This is a genomic window from Agromyces luteolus, from assembly GCF_009729855.1.
Lineage (GTDB): Bacteria > Actinomycetota > Actinomycetes > Actinomycetales > Microbacteriaceae > Agromyces > Agromyces luteolus.
The window spans coordinates 292,338-314,290 of sequence record NZ_WODA01000002.1; the positions used below are offsets into that span (position 1 = coordinate 292,338).

21 protein-coding genes are annotated in these 21,953 nt (G+C 73.0%); 7 read left to right on the top strand and 14 right to left on the bottom strand.

The window, feature by feature from the left end; all coding sequences use genetic code 11:
- Nucleotides 1-43 precede the first annotated feature (43 nt).
- A complete protein-coding gene (locus GLX25_RS01545) occupies nt 44-1,357 on the top strand; it encodes an FAD-binding oxidoreductase (protein WP_166548324.1) in 1,314 nt (437 codons plus the stop codon).
- A gap of 42 nt (nt 1,358-1,399) precedes the next feature.
- On the opposite strand, the gene GLX25_RS01550 is transcribed toward GLX25_RS01545, so the two are convergent.
- Nucleotides 1,400-2,062, bottom strand: coding sequence for a DUF1349 domain-containing protein (locus GLX25_RS01550; protein ID WP_155840428.1), 663 nt, complete (start codon nt 2,060-2,062; stop codon nt 1,400-1,402).
- A 27-nt stretch (nt 2,063-2,089) separates the two neighbouring features.
- Entirely contained in the window at nt 2,090-2,905 is an 816-nt protein-coding gene (locus GLX25_RS01555) for an oxidoreductase (protein ID WP_155840429.1), read from the bottom strand.
- A 137-nt stretch (nt 2,906-3,042) separates the two neighbouring features.
- Between GLX25_RS01555 and GLX25_RS01560 the strand changes: the two genes are divergently transcribed.
- A complete protein-coding gene (locus GLX25_RS01560; RefSeq protein WP_166548325.1) occupies nt 3,043-3,618 on the top strand; it encodes a TetR family transcriptional regulator in 576 nt (191 codons plus the stop codon).
- On the opposite strand, the gene GLX25_RS01565 is transcribed toward GLX25_RS01560, so the two are convergent.
- The 8 genes from GLX25_RS01565 to GLX25_RS01600 form a co-directional block, all read right to left on the bottom strand.
- Nucleotides 3,596-3,949, bottom strand: a complete 354-nt coding sequence (locus GLX25_RS01565; RefSeq protein WP_155840431.1) for a DUF2834 domain-containing protein — start codon at nt 3,947-3,949, stop codon at nt 3,596-3,598. The genes GLX25_RS01560 and GLX25_RS01565 overlap by 23 nt on opposite strands.
- Nucleotides 3,950-4,001: 52 nt before the next feature.
- On the bottom strand, nt 4,002-4,649 hold the full coding sequence (locus GLX25_RS01570) for a hypothetical protein (RefSeq protein ID WP_155840432.1): 648 nt from the start codon (nt 4,647-4,649) through the stop codon (nt 4,002-4,004).
- Between the two features lie 73 nt (nt 4,650-4,722).
- Nucleotides 4,723-5,613: a carbohydrate ABC transporter permease gene (locus GLX25_RS01575; RefSeq protein WP_240898047.1), complete on the bottom strand. Its 891-nt coding sequence runs from the start codon at nt 5,611-5,613 to the stop codon at nt 4,723-4,725.
- Complete coding sequence (locus GLX25_RS01580) at nt 5,610-6,593, bottom strand: carbohydrate ABC transporter permease (protein ID WP_155840433.1); 984 nt, start codon at nt 6,591-6,593, stop codon at nt 5,610-5,612. Before GLX25_RS01580 ends, GLX25_RS01575 begins: the two co-directional genes overlap by 4 nt.
- Nucleotides 6,594-6,711: 118 nt before the next feature.
- Entirely contained in the window at nt 6,712-8,073 is a 1,362-nt protein-coding gene (locus GLX25_RS01585; protein ID WP_155840434.1) for an extracellular solute-binding protein, read from the bottom strand.
- A gap of 25 nt (nt 8,074-8,098) precedes the next feature.
- Nucleotides 8,099-9,808 carry a glycoside hydrolase family 13 protein gene (locus GLX25_RS01590; protein WP_420837634.1) on the bottom strand — a complete coding sequence of 570 codons (1,710 nt, stop codon included), beginning with the start codon at nt 9,806-9,808 and terminating at the stop codon, nt 8,099-8,101.
- A gap of 280 nt (nt 9,809-10,088) precedes the next feature.
- Nucleotides 10,089-11,096: a LacI family DNA-binding transcriptional regulator gene (locus GLX25_RS01595; RefSeq protein WP_166548327.1), complete on the bottom strand. Its 1,008-nt coding sequence runs from the start codon at nt 11,094-11,096 to the stop codon at nt 10,089-10,091.
- Nucleotides 11,097-11,148: 52 nt separating this feature from the next.
- On the bottom strand, nt 11,149-12,078 hold the full coding sequence (locus tag GLX25_RS01600) for an NAD(P)-dependent oxidoreductase (protein ID WP_155840435.1): 930 nt from the start codon (nt 12,076-12,078) through the stop codon (nt 11,149-11,151).
- 441 nt (nt 12,079-12,519) lie between these two features.
- Here GLX25_RS01600 and GLX25_RS01605 point away from each other — a divergent pair, with 441 nt between their 5' ends.
- Nucleotides 12,520-12,867, top strand: a complete 348-nt coding sequence (locus GLX25_RS01605) for a hypothetical protein (RefSeq protein ID WP_155840436.1) — start codon at nt 12,520-12,522, stop codon at nt 12,865-12,867.
- Nucleotides 12,868-12,876: 9 nt separating this feature from the next.
- On the opposite strand, the gene GLX25_RS01610 is transcribed toward GLX25_RS01605, so the two are convergent.
- Nucleotides 12,877-14,421 carry an FAD-dependent monooxygenase gene (locus GLX25_RS01610; RefSeq protein ID WP_155840437.1) on the bottom strand — a complete coding sequence of 515 codons (1,545 nt, stop codon included), beginning with the start codon at nt 14,419-14,421 and terminating at the stop codon, nt 12,877-12,879.
- Nucleotides 14,422-14,496: 75 nt separating this feature from the next.
- On the opposite strand from GLX25_RS01610, the gene GLX25_RS01615 reads away from it, so the two are divergent.
- Nucleotides 14,497-15,072 carry an RBBP9/YdeN family alpha/beta hydrolase gene (locus GLX25_RS01615; protein WP_166548328.1) on the top strand — a complete coding sequence of 192 codons (576 nt, stop codon included), beginning with the start codon at nt 14,497-14,499 and terminating at the stop codon, nt 15,070-15,072.
- Here the strand turns inward: GLX25_RS01615 and GLX25_RS01620 are convergent.
- Nucleotides 15,035-15,886 (bottom strand): DNA/RNA non-specific endonuclease, encoded by an 852-nt coding sequence (locus GLX25_RS01620; protein ID WP_155840438.1) that lies wholly within the window; start codon nt 15,884-15,886, stop codon nt 15,035-15,037. The two genes, GLX25_RS01615 and GLX25_RS01620, sit on opposite strands and share 38 nt — an antisense overlap.
- A gap of 134 nt (nt 15,887-16,020) precedes the next feature.
- On the opposite strand from GLX25_RS01620, the gene GLX25_RS01625 reads away from it, so the two are divergent.
- Together GLX25_RS01625 and GLX25_RS01630 are read left to right on the top strand one after the other, a co-directional pair.
- On the top strand, nt 16,021-17,610 hold the full coding sequence (locus GLX25_RS01625; protein ID WP_155840439.1) for a molybdopterin-dependent oxidoreductase: 1,590 nt from the start codon (nt 16,021-16,023) through the stop codon (nt 17,608-17,610).
- A gap of 79 nt (nt 17,611-17,689) precedes the next feature.
- Entirely contained in the window at nt 17,690-17,908 is a 219-nt protein-coding gene (locus tag GLX25_RS01630; protein WP_155840440.1) for a hypothetical protein, read from the top strand.
- Between the two features lie 15 nt (nt 17,909-17,923).
- On the opposite strand, the gene GLX25_RS01635 is transcribed toward GLX25_RS01630, so the two are convergent.
- Complete coding sequence (locus GLX25_RS01635) at nt 17,924-18,910, bottom strand: acetylxylan esterase (protein ID WP_155840441.1); 987 nt, start codon at nt 18,908-18,910, stop codon at nt 17,924-17,926.
- A gap of 83 nt (nt 18,911-18,993) precedes the next feature.
- Between GLX25_RS01635 and GLX25_RS01640 the strand changes: the two genes are divergently transcribed.
- Nucleotides 18,994-19,434, top strand: a complete 441-nt coding sequence (locus GLX25_RS01640) for a hypothetical protein (protein WP_155840442.1) — start codon at nt 18,994-18,996, stop codon at nt 19,432-19,434.
- Here the strand turns inward: GLX25_RS01640 and GLX25_RS01645 are convergent.
- On the bottom strand, nt 19,355-21,892 hold the full coding sequence (locus GLX25_RS01645) for an HAD-IC family P-type ATPase (protein ID WP_271192336.1): 2,538 nt from the start codon (nt 21,890-21,892) through the stop codon (nt 19,355-19,357). The two genes, GLX25_RS01640 and GLX25_RS01645, sit on opposite strands and share 80 nt — an antisense overlap.
- Nucleotides 21,893-21,953: the final 61 nt, after the last annotated feature.

The following is a 21,953-nucleotide window of genomic DNA, read 5'->3' on the forward strand; positions in this document are numbered from 1 at the left end:
AGTGGGGTCGCGGATGTCGGCGGGCGGGAACAGACTGGCCGTCATGTCGTTCGTCACCGAACTGAGTGAGCGGATGCCGCAGCGCGTGCACGCGCCCGGCACCCCCGAGTACGAGGCCGGCGCCCGCGTCTTCGCCGGTCAGGGCACGCCCGATGCGGTCGTGCGCCCGACCTCCGCCGCCGAGGTCGCCGAGGCCGTCCGGTCCGCCGTCGCGGCGGGCGTCCCCATCACCGTCCGCGCCGGCGGGCACGGATCCGATCCCGCCGCGGGCGGCCTGGTGATCGACCTCTCGGGCCTCGCGGCGATCGAGCTCGCCGACGGCGGGCTCGTCCACGTCGGCGCGGGCGCCCAGTGGGGCGACGTCGCGGCGACCCTCGCCCCGCAGGAGCTCGGCATCACCTCGGGCGACACGCGCGACGTCGGCGTCGGCGGGCTCGCACTCGGCGGCGGCATCGGATGGCTCGTCCGCATGCACGGGCTCACCGTCGACATCCTCCGCGAGGTCGAGTTCGTGACCGCGACCGGCGAGGTCCTGACGCTCGACGCGGAGCACCACCCCGAGCTGTTCTGGGCGGTGCGCGGCGGCGGCGGCAACTTCGGCGTCGCCACCCGCTTCACCTTCCAGGCGGCCCCGGTCGACGGTCTCGTCGGCGGACACGTCATGTTCGACCAGTCCGACCCGCGCGCCGTGCTCGGCGCCTGGCGCGACGTCATGCGCGACGGGCCCGACGAGTTGAACTCGACGCTGCTCGTGATGCCGCCGATCATGCCCGAGATGCCCGCGGGGCCGCAGCTGCTCGTCGCCCTGCGGGGCTCGGAGGAGGAGCTCCGGCGACTCCTCGAGCCGCTGCTCTCGCTGCCCTCGGTCACCGACGTCGTGCTCGGGCCCGTCGAGTACCCCGACCTGCTCGAGGACGGCCCGCCCGGCAAGCCGCCGTTCGAGATGGTCGGCGGCAACGGCTTCGTGCCCGATCTCTCCGACGCGGCGCTCGACGCGTTCGCCGCGACGCTCGACCACGCCCTGCCGACGATGCTGCTGCTGCGCGGGCTCGGCGGCGCGTTCTCACGGGTGGCGGCGGATGCCACGGCCGTCGCCCAGCGCGACGGCGAGGTGCTCGTGGCCGTGAACCGGCTCGTCCCGGACGGCGCCGGACCGGACGCGTTCACCTCGGCCCACGACGGGGTCGCGGCGGCGATGGCGTACACGAACGGCCGCTACTCGAACTTCACGCCCGAGTTCGGCGACGACATCGTGACCGAGATCTACCCGCCCGAGACGCTCGCGCGGCTGCGCGCGATCAAGCGCGAGGTCGACCCCGACGACGTCTTCCGGCCCAGCCACCACATCACGCCGTAGCGGGCGCGGCCGACCGTTCGGCCGACGGCTCGGCCGGACGGCTCAGGCGCTCGGCGGGTCCTCGTGCAGGTCGACGTCGGCGGGCACGAACGCCCACCCGGTGAAGCGCACCCGGAGACCCGCGCGCGTCGGCGCGCAGGCCATCGGCCCGGCGGTCGCGGCATCCGCCTCGAACGGGGCGACCCGGATCGTGCGCCACGGTCCGTCGCCGGCGCGCGCCCGGATCGTCACGGCATCGCCGTCGACGCCCGACCGGCTCGCCCGGATCGTCACGACCTCGCCCGCCCACTCGGGTACCGGCGCGAGCGACCAGTCGGACGCGCGGTTCGTCACGACCGCGCCGACGTGCAGGACGTCGTCGGTCACCTCGAGACCCGCCTTGATCCAGAGATCGGCGCCGCCGCGAAGGAACACGCCAGCCTGGTCGTAGAGTCCCGTGAGCGTCGACGTGTCGACGGCGACCTCGACCGCGGCATCCGCGGGCCAGGGCCCGAGGAGGGCGTGGCCGTCGTCGTGGACGAAGCCGTACTGCGTGGTGCGCCAGAAGTCGCTGCCCTCCGCGGCCTCGACGACGAGCCCGTCGCCGTCCGCGATGACGGCGACGGGCTCGCGGGTCCAGATCCCCGCGTCCCAGGGGGCGGCGGGTCCGGCGGCGGTCTCGCCCGGGTCGGTCGCGTCGTCGGAGTCGGTTGCGTCGTCGGTCATGCGGCCAACGCTAGACCCCACGGCAGCTCAGCGCGCCGCAGCGGCCAGCAGTCGGTCGAACGCGCGGTCACTCAGCACGCGGCGGGCCGCGATGAGCGGCTTGGCCATGCGGCCGACGGCGTAGCGCGTGCGCGGGCGTCGCGCCGACACCGCCTTCGCAACGGCATCGGCGACGACCGTCGGCGACGAGCCGCCACCGTCGTAGGTGCGCGTCGTCGAGTCGACCACCGTGCGCGCGAGCGCTGCGTAGGCCCCGCTCCCGCTCCGCGCGAGGATCGGCTCGGCCATGACGCCCGCCCACTCCGTGTCGATCATGCCCGGGCGGACGACGACGACCTCGATGCCGAACGGCGCGACCTCGAACCGGAGCGCGTCGGACCACGCCTCGAGCGCGTGCTTGGTCGCGTGGTAGTACGCGCCGAGCGGCGTGTAGATCGCGCCCCCCATCGACGAGATGTTCACGATGCGTCCCGCCTTCTGCGCCCGCATGTGCGGGAGCACGAGCTGGGTGAGGCGCGCGACCCCGAAGAAGTTGACATCGAACTGGTACTGGACGTCCTCCATCGAGGTGTCCTCGACGGAGCCGTACAGCCCGAAGCCGGCGTTGTTGACCAGCACGTCGATCCGGCCCGTCTCCGCGATGATGCGCTCCACCGCGGCCACGACCTGACCGTCGACCGTGATGTCCATGCCGAGCACGCGGATGCCGGAGCCCTCCAGGTCGCGCATGCGCTCGACACGGCGCGCGGCGCCGTACACCGTGTAGCCGTCGGCGGCGAGCCGCAGTGCGATCTCGCGGCCCATGCCCGACGAAGCGCCGGTGACGAGAGCGGTCTTGGCCATGATGGATCCTCCGTGTAAGTAACTGGTTGCTTACTAAGCATAGGCGGACGTCGGCTAATATGTCAACAAGCACTTACTTACTTGCCAGCCGCACGTGCCGCGCCCCTCGACCGAGGCTCGGCCGGGAAGGAGGTCCCGTGGCCAGGGACGCCGCCCAGACCCGCCGCCGGATCCTCGACGCAGCCCTCGCCGAGTTCGCCGAGGGCGGCTTCGCCGGCGCGCGCATCGCCGGAATCGCGGATGCCGCGGCAGCGAACCAGCGCATGATCTACGCCTACTTCGACAGCAAGGAGGGGCTGTACGATGCCGTCGCCGACGAGGTCATCGAGCGCGTGCACGCCGAGGTTCCGTTCACGCCCGACGATCTCCCCGGCTACGCGGTCGCGCTCTTCGACTACGCGCTGAGCCATCCGGAGGTCGTGCGGTTCCAGGCCCGCCGAACGCTCGAGGCGCACGACCCCACCCTCCGCGAACTCGAGCTCTACGGCGAGAAGCTCGACGCCATCCGCGCCGCCCAGGCGTCTGGACGGCTCGCGGCCGACGGCCCGCCCGCCGAGCTCCTCGTCCGCGTGACCGGCGCCGTCGCGGCCTGGATCCAGGCCCCCACCGGCCTCCGGCCCTCGCTCACCGGCACCGACCTTCGCGCCCGCGTCCGCTCCGACGTCGAAGCCATCGTCGCCCGCGCGCCGGTCATGCCGGTCCCCCGGGCGTAGCGTCGCGCAGCGCCGCCATCCGCCGCTCGCGCATCGCGAGCCACAGGGGGAACGTGAACGCGAACGCCGTCAAGGCCGAGCCGGCGATGTACGCCCACGCGAACCGCATGCCGAGCCGGCGCGACTCGACGACGATCAGGATGCTGCCCGCCACGGCGACCACGAGCAGGTCGGTCGTGATCGACGAGACGGCCGGTCCGCTCGAGACGAGGTCGCCGATGAAGTCGTTGCGTTCGGCGATCGCGATCGCGTTGAAGGTCCAGGTGCCGACGAGTCCGGCGACCGCGGCGATGAGGTAGACGACGGCGAGCGGGGTCCAGTGGCGGGTCATGCGCCCAGTGTGCCGGGCGGGCCGGTGGGGCGACGGATGCCGCGTCCGCGCGTCAGTACTCGGGGATCGCCTCGACCGCCCGCTGCGCCTCGAGCCGCGCGAGATCGCGCAGGAGGTCGTCGCCCACGACCGACATGCGCTCGGCGCGGTGCTCGGCGTAGTCGGGCTCCTCGTCGTAGCGCGGCCAACGGCGGTCGAGCTCGTGCTCGATCGCGGTGCCGAGCTCCTGCCAGGCGTCGTCGCGGGCGCGCTCGACGAAGTGCGCGACGTACGCGTCATCCGACCGCTTGGTCCAGAGCTCCTTCGCGACCGAGGCGTAGACCTTCTCGCGGCGACGCAGGTTGAGCAGGTCGTCGCGGTGGTAGTCGTGCTGGTGCTGCGAGCGACCCTCGCGCTTGCCCGCGGCGGCGCGCTCCTCGGCCACGTGCTCGGCGGCCTCGTCGGCCTCCTGGACCAGCTCGTACAGCACCGCCCGCGCCTCGGACGCGGCGTGCTCGTCGGAGAACGGCTCGTCGGTGCGGAGGGCGTGCACGATCAGGCGGTTCTTCAGCGCCATCCGCCCGGCCGACTCGGCCATGAGCATGCCCTCCTCGAGCATCTCGTCGAAGGAGGCGAGGCGCGCCTCGGGCAGCCGCGAGCGGTCGAACGGCGCCATCTTGACCCGGCGTCGTCGACGCCACGGCCACGGGATTCCCCCCATCCGCACCTCCTCGCGTCGCCACTGTCGAGGGTACCCAGATCGAGGTGAACGGATGCCGCGAGCTCGCGCCCCCTCAGCCCTTGACCGCGCCGCCGAGGCCCGCCCCGCGGAGGAAGAGCCGCTGGAACAGGAGGAACAGGACGACGGGGATCAGCGTCGAGATCGCGAGCGCCGCGAGGAACACGTCGAGCTCGGTCTGCGACTGCACCGCGGGCAGGCGGACGGACAGCGGCTGCACGGCGGGATCCGGCAGCACGAGCAGCGGCCAGAGGAAGTCCTTCCACGCCGCGATGACCGCGAACACCGACACCACGCCGAGGATGGGCTTCGACATCGGCAGCACGATCGACCAGAACACGCGGAACGGCCCCGCGCCATCCGTCTTCGCCGCCTCGAACACCTCGCGCGGCAGGCCGTCGAAGAAGCGCTTGACGAGCAGGATGTTGAAGGCGTTCGCGGCCGCGGGCAGCCACACGGCCCAGTACGTGTTGAGGAGCGACGTGCCGATCACGGGCGGGTTCAGGATCGTCAGGTAGAGGGGCACCAGCAGCACCACCGCGGGGATGAACAGCGTCGCGAGCACGAGCGCATTGAGGATCGGCGCGTACTTCGGCCGAAGCACCGAGAGCGCGTAGCCCGCGGTCGTCGCGATGAGCAGTTGGAAGAACCAGGAGCCGGCCGCGACCCAGATCGTGTTGAGGAAGTACTGGTCGATGTGGATGTCGTTCCACGCGGTCTCGAGGTTCGCCCAGTCGATGCCGTTCGGCCAGAGCGCGAACGGCTGCGAGAGCGTGTCCTGCGTGGGCGTCACCGCGGCCTTCGCGAGCCACAGCAGCGGGCCGAGCCCCGCGACCACGAGTCCGACGAAGAGGAACCCGTGCACGAACGTCATCGAGGCGCGGACGCTCCCGCGGCGGCGGTCGGCGGTCGAGAGGACTCCGCGGTCGGCGAGTTCGTCGGTCAATTCGTGCTCCAACGTTCGGTGAGCTTGAAGTACGCCCAGCTGAGGAGCGCCAGGAAGATCGCGAGCATGAGGCTGAGGGCCGTCGCCTCGCCATACGCCCCGCCGAGGCTGTTCTGGAACGCGTACCGGTAGATGAGGAGCAGGATCGTGAGCGTCGCGTTGTTCGGCCCGCCGCCCGTGAACAGGAACGGCTCGAGGAACACCTGGCTCGTCGCGATGACCTGCAGGATCAGCATGATGAAGAGCACGCCGCGCAGCTGCGGCAGCGTGACGTGCCAGATCTTGCGCCAGATGCCGGCGCCGTCGACCTCGGCCGCGTCGTACAGCTCCGGCGGCACGGCGATGAGCGCGGCGAGGTAGATGATGATCGCGCCGCCGGCGGCGGCCCACGTCGCCTCGAGCACGAGCGAGGGCATGACGGTCGCCGACGACTGCAGCCATGGCTGCGGCGGGATGCCGACCCAGCCGAGGATCGTGTTGAACACGCCGTCGGGGCTGGCGTTGTAGAACACCTTCCACAGCAGCACCGCGACGACCGGCGGGATCACGACCGGCAGGTAGGCGAGCGCGCTGTACAGGCCCTTGCCGCGACGCACCTCGCTCATCATCACCGCGAGCAGCAGCGGCAGCGGGAAGCCGAACAGCAGCGCGAGCAGTGCGAAGTACAGCGTGTTGACGACGGCCGTGCCGAGGTTCGGGTCGGAGAGCACCCGCACGAAGTTGTCGATGCCGACGAAGACCGGCGGCGAGACGAGGTTCGTCCTCTGGAAGCTCATCACGACCGCCTGGACGATCGGACCCCAGCTGAAGACGGCGAAGACGACGAGCATCGGCGCGACGAAGGCGAGGTTCGACAGGCCGCCGCCGCGGAGCCAGGTCATCGGCGTGCGGCGTCGCTTCCGGTGCTCGGGCACGGGCCGGGGTGCGGTCGGCCTGTCGTCGGCGGCCTCGGCGACCTCCGGGTCGGTCGTCATGGTCATCGGTGCTCCTGGGTCGGTGGGGTTCGGTGGTCGAGTAGCGCGAAGCGCGTATCGAGACCATGGGGAGGGAGGTCTCGATACGCGGCTCCGCCGCTACTCGACCACCGGATGGTGCGGGCTACTGGTCGAGCAGGGCCTGCGCGTCGACGTCGACCTGCTGCAGCAGCGCGTCGATGTCGGCGTTCTCATCGGTCAGGACGGCCTGCACGAGGTTGTCCATGAGCGCGTAGATCGGCTGGGTCTGGCCCTTGAACTCGCCGATCGGGGTCTGCTCGAAGATTCCCTCGGTGAAGCCCGCCATCTGGTCGAGCGGCACGTTGACGTACGGCTCGATCCAGGTGAGCGACTCCTCGTACGTCTCCCGGTCGAGCACCGGCAGCACGGGCGTGCCGACGGCCTGGCCGGCGTCGGAGAGCGCCTTCGCGTCGGCGACCGCGGCGTCCTCGTCGAGGAGCTTCTGCATGTAGTACCAGTCGATCCACGCGACGGCCGCGGCCGTGGTCTCGTCGTCGAGGTTCGGCGGCATCACGGCGATGTCGCCGCCGCCGAGGACCCCGCCGCCGTCCTCCGTCGGGATGACGGTCAGGCCGTAGTCGTCGGGCGCCATGCCGAAGTCGCGCACGAGCGCCGTGTAGACGTCGGAGCCAGAGGTGTACATGCCGACGTTGCCGGCGGCGAACTCCTGGTTGATGGTGCCCCAGTCGAGGTCGAACGTCGCGCCCATCGAGTCGTCCTCCCAGCGGAGGTCGTGCAGGTACTGCAGCGTCGCGCGCGTCGCGTCGTTGTCGATCGTCGAGGTGTAGGTGCCGTCGTCGTTCGCCGTCTGCAGCGATGCGCCGCGAGAGTCGGCCTGCACCGAGAGCTGCCAGCCGCCGGTGTTGCCGGTCGCCATCGTCGCGTACCCGGCCTTGCCGGTCGCCTCGGAGATCTGCTTCGCGGCCGCGCGGACCTCGTCCCAGGTGGTGGGCGGGCTGTCGGGGTCGAGCCCCGCCTCCTCGAACAGGGCACGGTTGTAGTGCAGGCCGTTGGCGTAGGCCTGGCGCGGGAAGCCGAAGACCCGGCCGTCCGCGTCGGTGACCTCTTCGAGGATGATCGGGTTGAACTTGTCGGCGTAGCCGAGCTCGTCGATCTCGTCGGTGACGTCGGCGAGCTGGCCGTTCTCGAGCAGCGTCTTCGAGTCGGTGAACGGCACGGTGAACACGTCGGGCAGGCTGCCGCCGGCCAGCTGCGCCGCGAAGGTCGGCGCGGTCCACTCGTACTCGACGCCGACGATGTCGATGTCGGGGTTCGCCTCCTCGAACTGCGCCTCCTGCTCGGCGAACGCGTCGTAGGCCGCCTGGTCGGCGCCGGGCGGGAAGGTGGCGACGCGGAGCTCGAGCTTGCCGTCCTCCGAGCCGCTGCCGGACGTGCATCCGGCCAGGGCGCCCGCGACCGCCAGCGCGGTGATGCCCGCGATCGCGATCCTGCGTGATGACTTCATTGTCGTGGTCCTTTCGATGCTGTGTTCAGGTGGTGGTGCGGAGGTGGGTGCGTTCCGCGGCGTGCCGCGGGCTCTCCGTCCCGGTCCGCACGCGGAGCCAGGCCGTCGAGTCGGGCGCGAGCAGTCCGTCCGCGAGCGGGGCGCTCGCGAGCAGGATCCGCTCGTGTTCGGGGAGCTCGACCGGCGTGCGGCCGAGGTTGGTCACCGAGACGAGGTCGTCGCCCCGGGAGAACGCGAGCACGTGGGGCCCGAGGTCGAGCCACGCCATGGGGCCGTCGCCCAATCCCGGCTCGCGTCGGCGGATGCGCAGCGCGTCGCGATAGAGCCGGAGCATCGAGCCGGCGTCGGCCTCCTGCGCCTGCACGCTGAGCGACGCCCATGCGGCGGGCTGCGGGAGCCAGGGCGCGGCGCTCACGCCGTCGGGGCTGAAGCCGAAGGGTGACGCGGTGCCGCGCCAGGGCAGCGGCACGCGGCATCCGTCGCGCCCCGGGTCGACGCCGCCCGAGCGGAAGTGCATCGGGTCCTCGAGCACCTCGCGCGGTAGGTCGACCTCCGGGAGGCCGAGCTCGTCGCCCTGGTAGACGTAGAGCGAGCCGGGCAGGGCGGCGGTGAGGAGGGCCGCGGCGCGGGCGCGGCGGGTGCCGAGCGCGACGTCGGTCGGGGTGCCGAAGCGCTTGCGGGCGAACGCGAACCCCGAGTCCTCGCGGCCGTACCGCGTGACGGGGCGCGTCACGTCGTGGTTCGAGAGCACCCACGTGCTCGGTGCGCCGACCGGCGCATGGGCGTCGAGCATGAGGTCGATCGAGGCGCGCAGCTCCGCGGCATCCCACGGGCGGCCCATGAAGTCGAAGTTGAAGGCCGTGTGCATCTCGTCGGGGCGGAGGTAGGCCGCGAAGCGGGCGGCATCCGGCACCCACACCTCGCCGACGAGCACGCGCGTGCCCTCGTACGAGTCGGCGATGCGCCGCCACGAGCGGTAGACCTGGTGGACGTCGTCGCGGTCCTCGGTCGGGTGGCCGCCGGGCTCGACGAACTCGGGCACCTCGGGCAGCGCAGGGTCCTTGATGAGCAGGCCGGCCGAGTCGATGCGCACGCCCGCGACGCCGCGGTCGAACCAGAAGCGCAGGATGTCCTCGTGCTCGGCGCGCACGTCGGGGTGGTTCCAGTTCAGGTCGGGCTGCTCGGGTGCGAACAGGTGCAGGTACCACTCCCCCGGCGTGCCGTCGGGGTCCGTCGTGCGCGTCCACGTGCCGCCCTGGAAGTTCGAGACCCAGGCGGTCGGCGGCTCGTCGCCGTTCGGGCCCTTACCCGGGTGGAACCAGAAGCGCTCGCGCTCGGGACTGCCCGGACCGGCGGCGAGGGCCGCCCGGAACCACGGGTGCTCGCTCGAGACGTGGTTCGGGACGATGTCGATGATGGTGCGGATGCCGCGCTCGAGCGCCGCACCGATGAGCTCCTCGGCGTCGGCGAGCGTGCCGAACGCGGGGTGGATGTCGCGGTAGTCGGCGACGTCGTACCCGCCGTCGGCGAACGGGCTCGGGTACCAGGGGTTGAACCAGAGCGCGTCGACGCCGAGCTCCTGCAGGTGGTCGAGGTGCGCGAGCACGCCGCGCAGGTCGCCCGTGCCGTCGCCGTCGGAGTCCGCGAAGCTGCGGACGTACACCTGGTAGATCACGGCGCTGCGCCACCAGAGCGGGTCGACGGTGAGCGCCGCGGGGATCGTCGCCGGTGCGATCGCGGACGCCGTGACGTCGGCGGCGGCGGCCTCGGTGAGGGGCGTGGTCACGGCGGTCGTGCTCCTGTCGTCGGCGGGCGGCGCGCCGAGTCGGCTGGACTGCGGCGTCGATGCCCGTCAACGTAATGAGAGCAACAGGATGATGCAACTTTTCAACATCGCAACAAAAGTTTGCGACGACTTGCGCGCGATTGCGGCACTCGCTTGCGGAACGGCGACCGCCGATCGAGCGCGGGAGCGCCATGGGCGCGAGCGCGACCGCCGGCGCGAGGCCGCGGGGTCAGCGCCTGGCCGGAGCCGTCGAGGCCCGCACGACGAGCTCCGGGGCGAAGAACACCTCGTCGCCGGCCGGGCCGTCGCTCGTCATCTGCCGCATCAGCAGCTCGATGATCATCTTGCCCATCGACTCGATCGGCTGGCGCACGGTCGTGAGCGGCGGCTCGGTGCAGTTCATGAGGGCCGAGTCGTCGTAGCCGATGACCGACACGTCCTCGGGCACGCGCAGGCCCGCGCGGCGCACCGCGCGCACCGCGCCGAGCGCCATCGGGTCGCTCGCGCACACGATGCCGGTGACGCCCGCGGCGAGCAGCTTGGCGGCGGCGGTCTGCCCCGACTCGAGCGAGTAGAGCGAGTGCACGACGAACTCGTCCGGGAGCTCGACGCCGTTCCGCTCGGCCATCGCGAGCGCCGCGGCGTGCTTGCGCTGCGAGGGCACGTGGTCCCGCGGCCCCAGGAGGATGCCGATGCGCTCGTGCCCGAGCTGGAGCAGGTGCCCGAACGCCTGCTCCATCGACACGACGTCGTCGCACGACACGGTCGCGAACCCGAGTCCGTCGACGGGGGCGCTGACGAGCACGGTCGGCAGCTTCAGCTCGCGCAGCCGCTCGTAGTGGTCGTGGTTCGCCTCGGCCTGCGTGTACGCGCCGCCCGTGAAGATCACGCCCGACACCTGCTGGTGCAGCAGCAGCTCGACGTAGTCGGACTCCGAGACCCCGCCCGCGGTCTGGATGCAGAGCACGGGCGTGAAGCCGTTCTGGGCGAGTCCGCCGCCGATCACCTCGGCGAGCGCGGGGAAGATCGGGTTCTGCAGTTCGGGCATCATGAGCCCCACGAGCCGCGCGCGTTCGCCGCGCAGCTTGGTCGGCCGCTCGTAGCCGAGCACGTCGAGCGCGGTCAGCACGGCGTCGCGCGTCGACGCCGAGACGCCGGGCTTGCCGTTCAGGACGCGACTGACCGTCGCCTCGCTCACGCCGACCTTGCGCGCGACGTCCGCCAGCCTCCTCGACACGGCGGCAATGCTACGCGAACGAGCGCAAGAACTCGACAGGTTCCCGTCGCGACTACGCCTCCGGATCGAACCCCGGAGTCCGGCCGTCACGACCGACGTACTTCACGACGAGGCTGCAGTCGAGGTCGCCGTACCCCTCGTCGATGAGGCGCGTGAAGCGCTCCATCGCGAGTCGGCCGGCGGCGAGGTCGAGTCCGGCGGCGTCGCCGGCCTCGAGCGCGTACGACAGGTCCTTCTCGGCGAGCCTGGTCGTGAACGTCGCGTCGAAGTTGCGGTTCGCCGGGCTCGTCGGCACGACGCCGGGAACCGGGTACCAGGTCCGCAGCGGCCACGAGTCGCCCGACGACACGGTCGCGATGTCGTGGAAGATCGTCGGGTCGAGGCCGAGCGCCTCGGCGAGCCGAGCCCCCTCCGACGACGCCTGCAGCGTGATGAAGAGCATCAGGTTGTTGGCGAGCTTCGCCGCGATGCCCGCGGTCGGCCCCCCGACCACGAACGCGTGGCCGGCCATCGGCCCCACGAGCCCGGCGGCCTCGCCGGTCGCCGCCTCCTCGCCGCCGAGCATGAACGTGAGGGTGCCGGCGTGCGCGCCCGCGATCCCGCCCGAGACGGGCGCGTCGACGAAGCGGATGCCGCGTGCCTCCGCCGCGTCATGGCACGCGCGCGACGTGGCGACGTCCACGGTCGACGTGTCGAGCACGAGTGCGTCGGGCCGCACGACGTCGAAGAGGCCGATCCGGCCGCCCTCCCCGCCGATGAGCACGGCGCGCGAGTGCTCGGATCTCGGCAGCGACGTGAACACGGCATCGGCGTCGCGCGCCGCCGCCGCGGCATCCGTCACGACCCGCACGCCCGTGGCCGCCGCGCGCTCGGCCATGCCCGCGTCGACGTCGTAGCCGACGACATCGTGACCCGCCTCGACGAGGTGCGAGGCCATCGGCCCGCCCATGTGCCCGAGCCCGATCCACCCGATCACGGCCATCGCGTCCTCCTCGACGTCTCGGGCGGCTCCGCTGCCGCATCCGCTCCCACGCTACGACGACGCGCGGGCCCGCGCACGCACCCGCGGGCCCTACCCGCACGCGGACCCGCACCCGCACCCGCACACGGTCCCTCCGTCGGGACAGGGGGAAAGGTATCCCGGGAATACCTTTCTCCCACGATCGAGCGGAGGACCGTCTCGGCCTCTCGGTCCGGCCGCGGGCCGTGTCGGCGTCTCGACCCCACCGGCGGCCGTGTCGGCGTCTCCACCCGGCCGGCGGGCCGTGTCGGCGTCGCGACCCGGCCTGCGGGCCCGGCACCCCGATGCCCGACATCGGCACCCGCCGAGCAACACGCCCCGACGGTGCGCGGTGCGCGACTCGCCCCCGCGCCTGCCGCCGGGCCGACCCGCCCTGAGGTTGGCTGGGAGCAGGGGTGCACGATGACGAAGCCATTCGGAAGCCTGACCGACGACGAGGTGCAGCACGCGGGGAGGGTGGAACTGCGCCGGGTCGTGGTGACCGACGACGTCGAGTCGTGGGACCTGCTGCTGTACACGGCCGGCGGCATCGAGCCGATCGCGGTCGACGCCTTCAGCCTCGACGAGCTCGACCGCATCAACCCGCCGTCGTCGCGCGACCTCGCCGACGGCGTCGCGAAGGTCGTGCTCGGATGCCACGGCCTGCGGCGCACCGAGCCGTGGACGATGTCGCGCGACGCTGCGGCCTGGTCGGCGCGCGTCGCGCCCGTGCCGGTCGCCGCCGCGGAGGAGGCGCCGGCGGGAGGATAGGCGCGACGCTCAGCCGTCGAGCTGCTCGAGGAAGCTCGACGGGACCGCGCCCCGTCGCGCGCGGCGCCCGGCCGGCACGCTCGCCTCGGCCGCGACGAACCCGTCGGGCCGCACGAGGTAGAGCCGGTCGGACCGCAGCCGACCCGCAGCGGGCGGGAACACGTGGTGCTCGAGGCCGAGTCGCTCGGCGACGGCTCGCACGAGCTCCGCGGGGGCGCCGTAGCCGTGCACCTGCCACCGGAACGAGCGCAGGGCGTCGAAGTTCGACGGGTCGCCGCCCGCGAACGGCAGACGCTTGCCGACGATGTCGTCGCGCACCTGCGAACGCGACGGGGTGCGCGGCGACATCCGGTACCTGATCCGGATCTGGGAGATGAGGCCGAAGATCCGGGCGCCGCCGAGGATGCGGGGAAGCATGGGCGCCATCACCGGTCCGAGGGTCGGGATCATCCGCCCGCGGATCGTGTGCGCCAGCCCGGACTCGGACGTGACGTCCCCGAAGAGGCGATCGGTGGTCGCCACCAGCTTCAGCGCGACCGGCCGCCGCTCCGCCTCGTACCGGTCGAGGCGCGCCGGCGGCATGCCGCCGACCAGCACGTCGCCGAGCGCGTTCGCGAGGTTGTGCGCGTCCTGGAGGCCCGTGTTCATGCCCTGCCCGCCGACCGGCGAGTGGATGTGCGCCGCATCGCCGACGAGGAAGCACCGCCCGTTGCGGAACCGCGCCGCCACCCGGTGATGCAGGCGATACGTCGCGAACCAGGTCGACGACCGGTAGCCGACCGTGAATCCCCTGGCGAGGCGCGAGCGGAGCAGCTTCTCGGAGAGCTCGTCGGCACCCTCGAGCTCGGTGTCGCGCACGACGCCCAGGATATGGTGGTGCCCCTCCCCTCCCATCGGGAACGAGAGCAGCAGGTCGTCGGGCGCGAAGCGCACGTTCACCCAGCCCTCGACGAGGCCGCTGACTCCGAGCGCGTCCGCCACGAAGAACGTGTGCTGGTTCGTCACCCCCTCGAAGCGGATGCCGTTCAGCTCGCGCACCGCCGAGTGCGCGCCGTCGGCGCCGATGACGTGCCGCGTCTCGACGACGACGGGGCCGTCGGGCCCGTCGAGCGTGGCGGAGACCAGCGAGGTCTGCGACCGGAGCCCCACGAGCCGGTGGCGCCAGCGCACCTCGCGCCCGGCCTCGGCGAGCGCGTCGACGAGCAGGCGCTCGTTGCGAGACTGCTCGAACACCGTGAGGTCGGGGAACGGCGTGAGCCCCTCGCCGAACCGGCGCAACGGGATGCGGCCGAGCTCGCGGTGACGGAAGCAGAGCACGGCGCCCTGCGCGTCCGCACGACCCGCGAGGACGCGGTCGGCGAGGCCGAGCTGGTCGTACAGCTCCATCGATCGCGCCTGCACGAGCAGCGCACGCGACTCGTGCGTCGGACCGTCCTTGCCGTCCACCACGATCGCGTCGACCCCGCGACGCGCGAGCACCGCCGCGGCCATGAGCCCGCTCGGCCCCGCGCCCACGACGAGCACGTCGGTGCGGAGGATCCCGGGTTCCGCCATGACCCCAGCCTGTCACCGCGTGGTCGATGACGGAATGCGTCGACGCGGCGCGGCCCGTGATGCGAGGCTTGGCCCGTGGCCCACCCCCTCGTCATCGTCCCCGGCATCGGCGGCTCGGGCGCCGATCACTGGCAGTCGCGCTGGGAGGCGGCGCTCCCCGGCACGCTCCGCATCGACCCGGCGTCGTGGGACGAACCGGAGCTCGCCGACTGGGTCGCCGCCGTCGACCGCGCGGTCGCGACGAGCCCGGCGCCGCCGGTGCTGGTCGCGCACAGCCTCGGCTGCCTCGCCGTCGCGCACTGGGCGGTGCGAACGGATGGCGCGTCCGCCCGCATCGCGGGCGCGTTCCTCGTCGCACCTCCCGACCCCGCCGGCGCGGCCTTCCCCGCCGCGGCGGTCACCGGCGGGTTCGCACTCCCGGGCGGGCCGCTCGGCATCCCCGCCACCGTGCTCGCCTCGACGGACGACCCGTACGCGGAGCTCGCGCGGAGCGCGGAGGTCGCGGCCGCCTGGGGAGCGGGATTCGTCGAGCTCGGCGCCCGCGGGCACGTGAACGCGGCGAGCGGCCTCGGCGAGTGGCCGGAGGGGCTGCAGCTGCTCGAGGACGTCGCGGCTACGGCGCGCCGAGAAGCAGGTCCTCCGGCCGCGTGACCTCCCGCGCGCCGGCGGCGGCGAGGGCCCGCGGCATGCGGTCGGCGGCGACGAGGGCCGGCATCTCGAGACCGGTGATGGCGGCGACGTCGGCCACGGGAACCTGGAACGTGCGGAACGGCCCGAGGTCGGGCACCTCGGTCGCGCCGGAGGCGACGCGGGCGCGCTCGCGCGCGGCGATGCCCGCCCGGCTCCGCAGCGGATCGTCGAGGTCGACGACGGGCGCCTGGTCGAGGAGGAACCCGGCCGTCGCGAGCTCGTCGCCCGAGCGCCAGGCGACCACCTTGACGAATCGCAGCGGCACCTGGATGCCCCGGTACGGCGGGTCGTCGGCCGCGAGCACGGGCCCGGTGAACACGCTGAGGCGCTGCTCGTGGACGCGCGCGAAGGCGAGCACGTGGTCCTCCAGCCCGTTCCACAGCTCGAGCGACTGGTTGAACTCGGCCTGCTGCGGCGCGGCGTTGGGGTAGCGGAAGGTCTCGGCGTTCGCACGGACGGCGACCTCGGGCGGACCCCACACCGGGTCGCGGCGCCGGACGAGGTGCCCGCGGTCGAGGTCGTTGCGGGCGTAGACCTCGGGCCCGGCCTGCCAGTCCTCGGGGATCCGGGCGTCGAACTCCCAGTCGTCGCCTCGCTCGACCTCGACGAGCGCCGCGCCGTCGACGTTGACGCCGGTCATGCGCGCGAACCGCCGGCGCGTGTCGAGCACGATCGTGAAGTGCAGGTAGTCGAGGGCGACGGATGCCGCGGCATCCTCCTCGGGCACCGTCGGCATCGGCGCGTCGACCCCCAGGAACCGCGCATCGAACCCCATGCGCCCAGCACACCACGCGCCGCCGACACCGCGGGCGCCGCGGCCCGGCGAGGCGCCCGCGGGCCGAACCGGATCGCCGACCGCGCCGAACCACTCGCAGCGGGCATCCGACTCCCCGCGACCGCGGAGGGACCATGTCGCGCACGAACGCACCGACCCGGGCAGCGCGGCTGCGATTCGTCGCCTGGGCCGCCGCCGCCGGCATCACGGCGGGCGCCGCCTTCCTCGCGGTGGCCGAGCTCGTCGCGCTCGGCGTCGCGCGCCAGGCGAGCCCCGTCCTCGCGGTCGGCGCGTTCGTCATCGACGTCGTGCCGCAGCCGCTGAAGGAGTTCGCGATCGCGACCTTCGGCGAGGCGGACAAGCCCGTCCTGCTCGGCGGGCTCGGCATCGCCGTGGTCGTCGCGAGCGCCGTGTGCGGGATCCTGCAGCTCGCGAGGCCGCCGCTCGGGCTCGTCGCGCTGGGCGTCGCGGGCGCGGCATCCGTCGCCGCCACCCTGACGCGCGCGGGGGCGTCGGGCTGGTCGTGGCTGCCCGCCGTCGGCGGCACCGTCGTCGCGGTCCTGCTGCTGCGCGAGGCCGTCGCCCGGCTCCGCCGCTGGCGCGACCACGGGGTCGGGGCCGGGCCCGACGCGGCGGGCGACGACGCGGCCCCGCGGCTCGACCGACGGCGCTTCCTCGCGCTGACCGGCGTCGCCGCGGCATCCGCCCTCGTCGTCGGCATCGGCGCGCGCCTCGGCAACGCCGCCTCGTCGTCCATCGCGGCGATCCGCGGCGCGCTGCGACTCCCGGGACCGCGCTCCGTCGTCGACGTGCCGGCCGGCGCCGAGCTCGACGTGCCCGGCCTCAGCCCGTTGATCACGCCGAACGACGACTTCTACCGGGTCGACACCGCGCTGACCGTCCCCGAGGTGGACCCGTCGACCTGGCGACTCGTCGTCGACGGGATGGTGGACCGGCGGATCGACCTGGGCTTCGAGGACCTCGTGTCGATGGGGCTCGACGAGTTCGCGGTCACGCTCACGTGCGTCTCGAACGAGGTCGGCGGCGACCTCGTCGGCACCGCGATCTGGCTGGGCGTGCCCGTTCGGGACGTGCTGCGCCTGGCCGGACCGCAGCCGGGCGCCGACATGGTGCTCTCGCGGAGCGTCGACGGATTCACCGCGTCGACGCCGCTCGCGTCGCTGACCGACGACGGGCTCGACGCGATCCTCGCGGTCGGCATGAACGGCGAGCCGCTGCCCCTCGAGCACGGCTTCCCCGTGCGGATGGTCGTGCCGGGACTCTACGGCTACGTCTCTGCGACGAAGTGGCTGACGGCGCTGACGGTCACGACCTTCGCCGACGACGAGGCCTACTGGACGCCGCGCGGGTACAGCGCCGAGGCGCCGATCAAGATGTCCTCGCGCATCGACACGCCGAAGCCCGGCCGCCCGGTCCCGGCCGGTCCCGCCGTGGTCGCCGGTGTCGCCTGGGCGCAGACGGTCGGCATCGAGCGGGTCGAGGTGCGCATCGACGACGGCGACTGGCGACCGGCCACGCTGTCGACGCCGATCAACGCCGACACCTGGGTGCAGTGGGTGCTCGAGTGGGATGCCGCGCCGGGCACGCACTACGCGACGGTGCGGGCCGTCGACCGTGACGGGCGCGTCCAGGTCGAGGAGCGCGCGCCGATCGCGCCCGACGGCTCGACCGGCTGGCAGCGCACGCTGATCACCGTGACCTGAGCTGTCAATGCCTCGACGGATGCCGCGCACGCGACGAGCATCGAGGAAGGCGGCCAGCACGCCGCCGGAGGGAGGAGCCATGGCCGAGACGCCGGGAACGCAGGACGAGCCGGTCGAGGAGGGCGCGGGCGACGCGAGTCGCGCCGAGCGCATCGCGGGAATCCTGGACCAGGTGCGGAGCGACGTGCGCCTCGGGCACGCGCACGACGAGGAGGCCGAGCTCCGCCAGCGGTTGGCCGAGGCCGGGATCACCGCGTCGGACGAGGAGATCGAGCGGTACGTCGCGCGCGAGCTCTGATCCGCCCGCAGGGCGTCAGTGCGTCGCCGACCACGGCGACAGCACCTCGGCGAGCCAGGCGGCCTGCCGCTCCCAGTGCACGCCCTGCCCGCCCTCGTGCTCGTTGAAGGCGTACTCGACGACCTCGGCGCCGACCGCGTGGTGGTTCGCCGCGGCGTAGACGGTCGACGGCGGGCACACGGGGTCCATCAGCGCGACGGACACCAGCGCCGGCGCGCTCGCGCGCTTGGCGAAGTTCACGCCGTCGAAGTACGAGAGCGTGCGGAAGACGGTCGGCGCGGCATCCCGGTGGATCGAGAGGTACCGGACGATCTCCTGGTACGGATCGCGGTCGGTCAGGCCGACGGACCGCTCGAAGCAGCAGAGGAACGGCACGTCGGGCATCGCGCCCACGAGCCCGTCGACGAGACCGGCCGCGGCGAGCGCGATGCCGCCGCCCTGCGACCCTCCGGTGACCGCGACCCGCGTCTCGTCCGCCGCCGGCAGGGAGCGCACCGCGTCGACGGCGAGGACCGCGTCGGTGAAGACGCGGCGGTAGTAGTACTCGGCGGGGTCGTGGATGCCGCGCGTCATGAACCCCGGGAACGACGGACCGGTGCCGTGCGGGTCGGGCGTGCCGCCGCCGGTGCCCCACGCGCTCCCCTGCCCGCGCGTGTCCATGAAGAAGTGCGCGTACCCGGATGCCGCCCACTGCAGCCGCTCGTGCGGGAGGCCGCGCCCGCCGCCGTAGCCGTTGTACTCGACGACCGCGGGCAGCGGCCCCGAGGCATCCGCCGGCACCAGGAACCACCCCTTCACGGGGTCGCCCGCGTACCCGGAGAACTCGACGTCGTACACCTCGACGAGCGCGAGCGGCGAGTCGAGGCGCGTCAGCCGCGGCGGCTGCGCGACGGCGCGCGACTCGGCGAGCGTCTCGGCCCAGAACGCGTCGAAGTCGTCGGGCTCGGCCACCTCGGGGCGGAAGCCCCGGAGCTCGGCGGCGGGCAGGTCGAAGAACGGCATGCGGGACTCCTCGCTGAGTGGCGGCCGGGGTGGTCGCCAGCGTACCCGTAGGCTGGGCGGCATCACCGCCTCGGGAGGACTTGATGAGCGACGAGACCCGGTCGACTCCGCGCCCGCCGAAGCGCATCATCGCCGTGGTCGTCCTCACCTACCTCGCGGGCTTCGTCGACATCGTGCTCGGCGTGCTGCTCGTGCTCGCCCGCTACGACGCCGAGGTCCGGCGCGACGGCGAGCAGCTCGCCGTCACGCTGCTCGGCGCGGCGCTGATCCTGATCGGCCTGCTCACGATCGCCATGGCCTCCGGGCTGACGCGGGCGCGCAACTCCGCGCGGATCTTCGTCACCGCGCTCATGGGCCTCTCTCTCGCGACGTCGGTGCTCGACCTCGTGCGCGACACCGACGCGATCTGGTCCACCCTCGTCGGCGCGGTCGTGCCGATCGCCGTCATCCTCGTGCTGTGGACCGGTCGCGGGGCCCGGTTCTTCCGGGAGGGTCGCTCGGCACGCCCGGTGCCGTCCTCCTGACCGTGGCGACGAGCGCCGCCGGAACGGTCGGCGTCATGCGGGCGACGGCCCGGCGGTGCACGAACCGCACGACCTCGATGCCCGCGATCGCGACGAGCGACGCGGCGAGCGCGAGGACCGCGGTCGTCTCGCTCAGTTCGACGAGCTCGAGGAAGTCGGCGGCGAGCGGGATCGCGTAGATCGCGATCAACCCGATCGCCATGCCGCCGATGATGACGATCTTCCACCCGTCGATGGGGCGTGAGAGCACGGTGAGCACCCAGAGCCCGACGATGCCGAGGATCAGGGTCGAGCCGCTCCGGAGCTCGTCCTCGGGGATGCCGGCGTCGGTCGCCATGCGGCTGTACAGCGCGAGCACGAGCGCGATGACCACGCCCGCGGGGATGGCGAAGCTCAGCGATCGTCGCAGGAATCCCGGCACGTAGCGCCGCGCGTTCGGCATGAGCGCGAGGAAGAAGGCCGGGAAGCCGATCGTGAGCGCGTCGGTGACGGAGAGCTGGCGCGGCAGGAACGGGAAGGGCAGCAGCATGACGCCGAACAGCACCGCGAGGCCGGTCGCGTACGCGGTCTTCGTGAGGAAGAGCATCGAGACGCGCTCGATGTTCGCCGCGACGCGGCGGCCCTCCGCGACGACCCCCGGCAGGTGCGAGAAGCGCCCGTCGAGGAGCACGAGCCGCGCGACCGCCTTGGTGGCCGACGACCCCGACTCCATCGCGATGCCGATGTCGGCCTCCTTGATCGCGAGCGCGTCGTTCACGCCGTCGCCCGTCATGGCCACCGTGTGCCCCCGGCGGCGCAGCGCCGTCACGATGTCGCGCTTCTGCGTCGGGGTCACGCGACCGAAGACGACCTCGCGCTCGAGCAGGTCGCCGAGTTCGTCGAGGTCGTCGGGGAGGGTCCGCGCGTCGATGCCGTGCGGGGCGTCCACGCCCACCTCGCGGGCGATCGCGGCGACCGTCTGCGGGTTGTCGCCCGAGATGATCCGCACGGCGACGCCCTGCTCGGCGAAGTACTCGAGGGTCTCCCGCGCGTCGCCGCGCACGTTCTCCCGGAACGTGAGGAGCACCACCGGCGCCAGCGACCGGGGCAGCCGCTCGGCCGCGGCGCGTTCGGCGGTGAGCTCCTCCGGGCTGTGCGCGAGCACCAGCGTCCGGCGGCCGGTCGCGGCCAGCTCGGCGGCGCGCGCACGGAGTCCGTCGGTGCCCGGCTCGCCCGCGGCATCCGCCTCGCCCGCGGCATCCGTCGCGGGGAAGACCATCTCAGGCCCGCCGAGCACCCACGTGCCGCCGCCCGGGAAGCCGACCGCGCTCCACTTGCGCGAGGACGCGAAGGCGACGCGCGCCTGCGGCTCGAGCGCCTGCCGCACCGGGTACGGCTCGACGAGGCATCGCGCGGTCGCGTTCGCCTCGGGGTCGGCGCCGTACCAGGCGAGCACGTCGGTCCAGCCCTCCGGCGGATCGAGCGCGACCGGGTGCGCTGCGTCGAACACGATGTCGCCCTCGGTGAGCGTGCCGGTCTTGTCGAGGCAGATCAGGTCGACGCGCGCGAGGCCCTCGACCGCGGGCAGCTCCTGCACGAGCACCTTGCGGCTCGCCAGGCGCACGGCGCCGACGGCGAACGCGATGCTCGTCATGAGCACGAGGCCGAGCGGGATCATCGCGACGATCGCGGCGACGGTCGCGACGACCGCGTCGTCCCACGTGCCGCCCTCGATCGCCTCGGCCCAGCCGCCGGCCGCGACCATCTGCGCGTTGAGCACGAGCAGGCTGACGGGCCCGATGATCCAGGCGATCCACCCGAGCAGCCGGTTGAGCGACGACCGCAGCTCGGACGCGACGAGCGAGAACTGCTTGGCCTCGCTCGAGAGCTTGTTCGCGAAGGCGTCGGCGCCGACGCGGTCGACCACGGCGCCGCCCGCACCGCCGATCACGATCGAGCCGGACAGCACCTCGTCGCCGGGCTGCTTGTCGACCGGGTCGGACTCGCCCGTGAGCATCGACTCGTCGAGCTGCAGGCGCTCGGATGCCACGACCCTCGCGTCGGCCGGCACCTGGTCGCCCGCGCGCAGCACGAGCCGGTCGTCGAGCACCACGTCGGCGAGCGGCACGTCGAGCTCGCGCCCGTCGCGGCGCACGCGCGCGCTCGGCGCGTGCAGCAGCGCGAGCCGGTCGAGCGCGCGCTTGGCGTTGAACTCCTGCCACGAGCCGATGATCGTGTTCGCGATCGCGCTGAAGCCGAACAGCGCGTCCTGCCAGCGGCCGATCAGGAGCAGCACCACGAAGCATGCCGCGATGATGCCGTTGAAGAGCGTGAAGACGTTCGCCTTGACGATGCTCCACGCGCTCCGGCTCGTCGGGCTCTCGAACGCGTTGGTCTCGCCGCGCGCGACGCGTTCGGCGACCTCCGCCCCGGTCAGTCCGTCGGTGCGCTCGTCGATGGCCGTCTCTCCGGTGCCCACCCGGTCATCCCACCACAGGGCGGTCGCCCGGCGCAGCCCCGTTCGCAGGCCTGCCGTGGTC

Excerpts from the sequence above, each read along its gene's own strand:
- GLX25_RS01545 (WP_166548324.1), top strand. The coding sequence starts at position 44 with ATGTCGTTCGTCACCGAACTGAGTGAGCGGATGCCGCAGCGCGTGCAC.
- GLX25_RS01550 (WP_155840428.1), bottom strand. The coding sequence starts at position 2,062 with ATGACCGACGACGCAACCGACTCCGACGACGCGACCGACCCGGGCGAG.
- GLX25_RS01555 (WP_155840429.1), bottom strand. The coding sequence starts at position 2,905 with ATGGCCAAGACCGCTCTCGTCACCGGCGCTTCGTCGGGCATGGGCCGC.
- GLX25_RS01565 (WP_155840431.1), bottom strand. The coding sequence starts at position 3,949 with ATGACCCGCCACTGGACCCCGCTCGCCGTCGTCTACCTCATCGCCGCG.
- GLX25_RS01570 (WP_155840432.1), bottom strand. The coding sequence starts at position 4,649 with ATGGGGGGAATCCCGTGGCCGTGGCGTCGACGACGCCGGGTCAAGATG.
- GLX25_RS01580 (WP_155840433.1), bottom strand. The coding sequence starts at position 6,593 with ATGACCATGACGACCGACCCGGAGGTCGCCGAGGCCGCCGACGACAGG.
- GLX25_RS01585 (WP_155840434.1), bottom strand. The coding sequence starts at position 8,073 with ATGAAGTCATCACGCAGGATCGCGATCGCGGGCATCACCGCGCTGGCG.
- GLX25_RS01600 (WP_155840435.1), bottom strand. The coding sequence starts at position 12,078 with ATGGCCGTGATCGGGTGGATCGGGCTCGGGCACATGGGCGGGCCGATG.
- GLX25_RS01605 (WP_155840436.1), top strand. The coding sequence starts at position 12,520 with ATGACGAAGCCATTCGGAAGCCTGACCGACGACGAGGTGCAGCACGCG.
- GLX25_RS01610 (WP_155840437.1), bottom strand. The coding sequence starts at position 14,421 with ATGGCGGAACCCGGGATCCTCCGCACCGACGTGCTCGTCGTGGGCGCG.
- GLX25_RS01620 (WP_155840438.1), bottom strand. The coding sequence starts at position 15,886 with ATGGGGTTCGATGCGCGGTTCCTGGGGGTCGACGCGCCGATGCCGACG.
- GLX25_RS01625 (WP_155840439.1), top strand. The coding sequence starts at position 16,021 with ATGTCGCGCACGAACGCACCGACCCGGGCAGCGCGGCTGCGATTCGTC.
- GLX25_RS01630 (WP_155840440.1), top strand. The coding sequence starts at position 17,690 with ATGGCCGAGACGCCGGGAACGCAGGACGAGCCGGTCGAGGAGGGCGCG.
- GLX25_RS01635 (WP_155840441.1), bottom strand. The coding sequence starts at position 18,910 with ATGCCGTTCTTCGACCTGCCCGCCGCCGAGCTCCGGGGCTTCCGCCCC.
- GLX25_RS01640 (WP_155840442.1), top strand. The coding sequence starts at position 18,994 with ATGAGCGACGAGACCCGGTCGACTCCGCGCCCGCCGAAGCGCATCATC.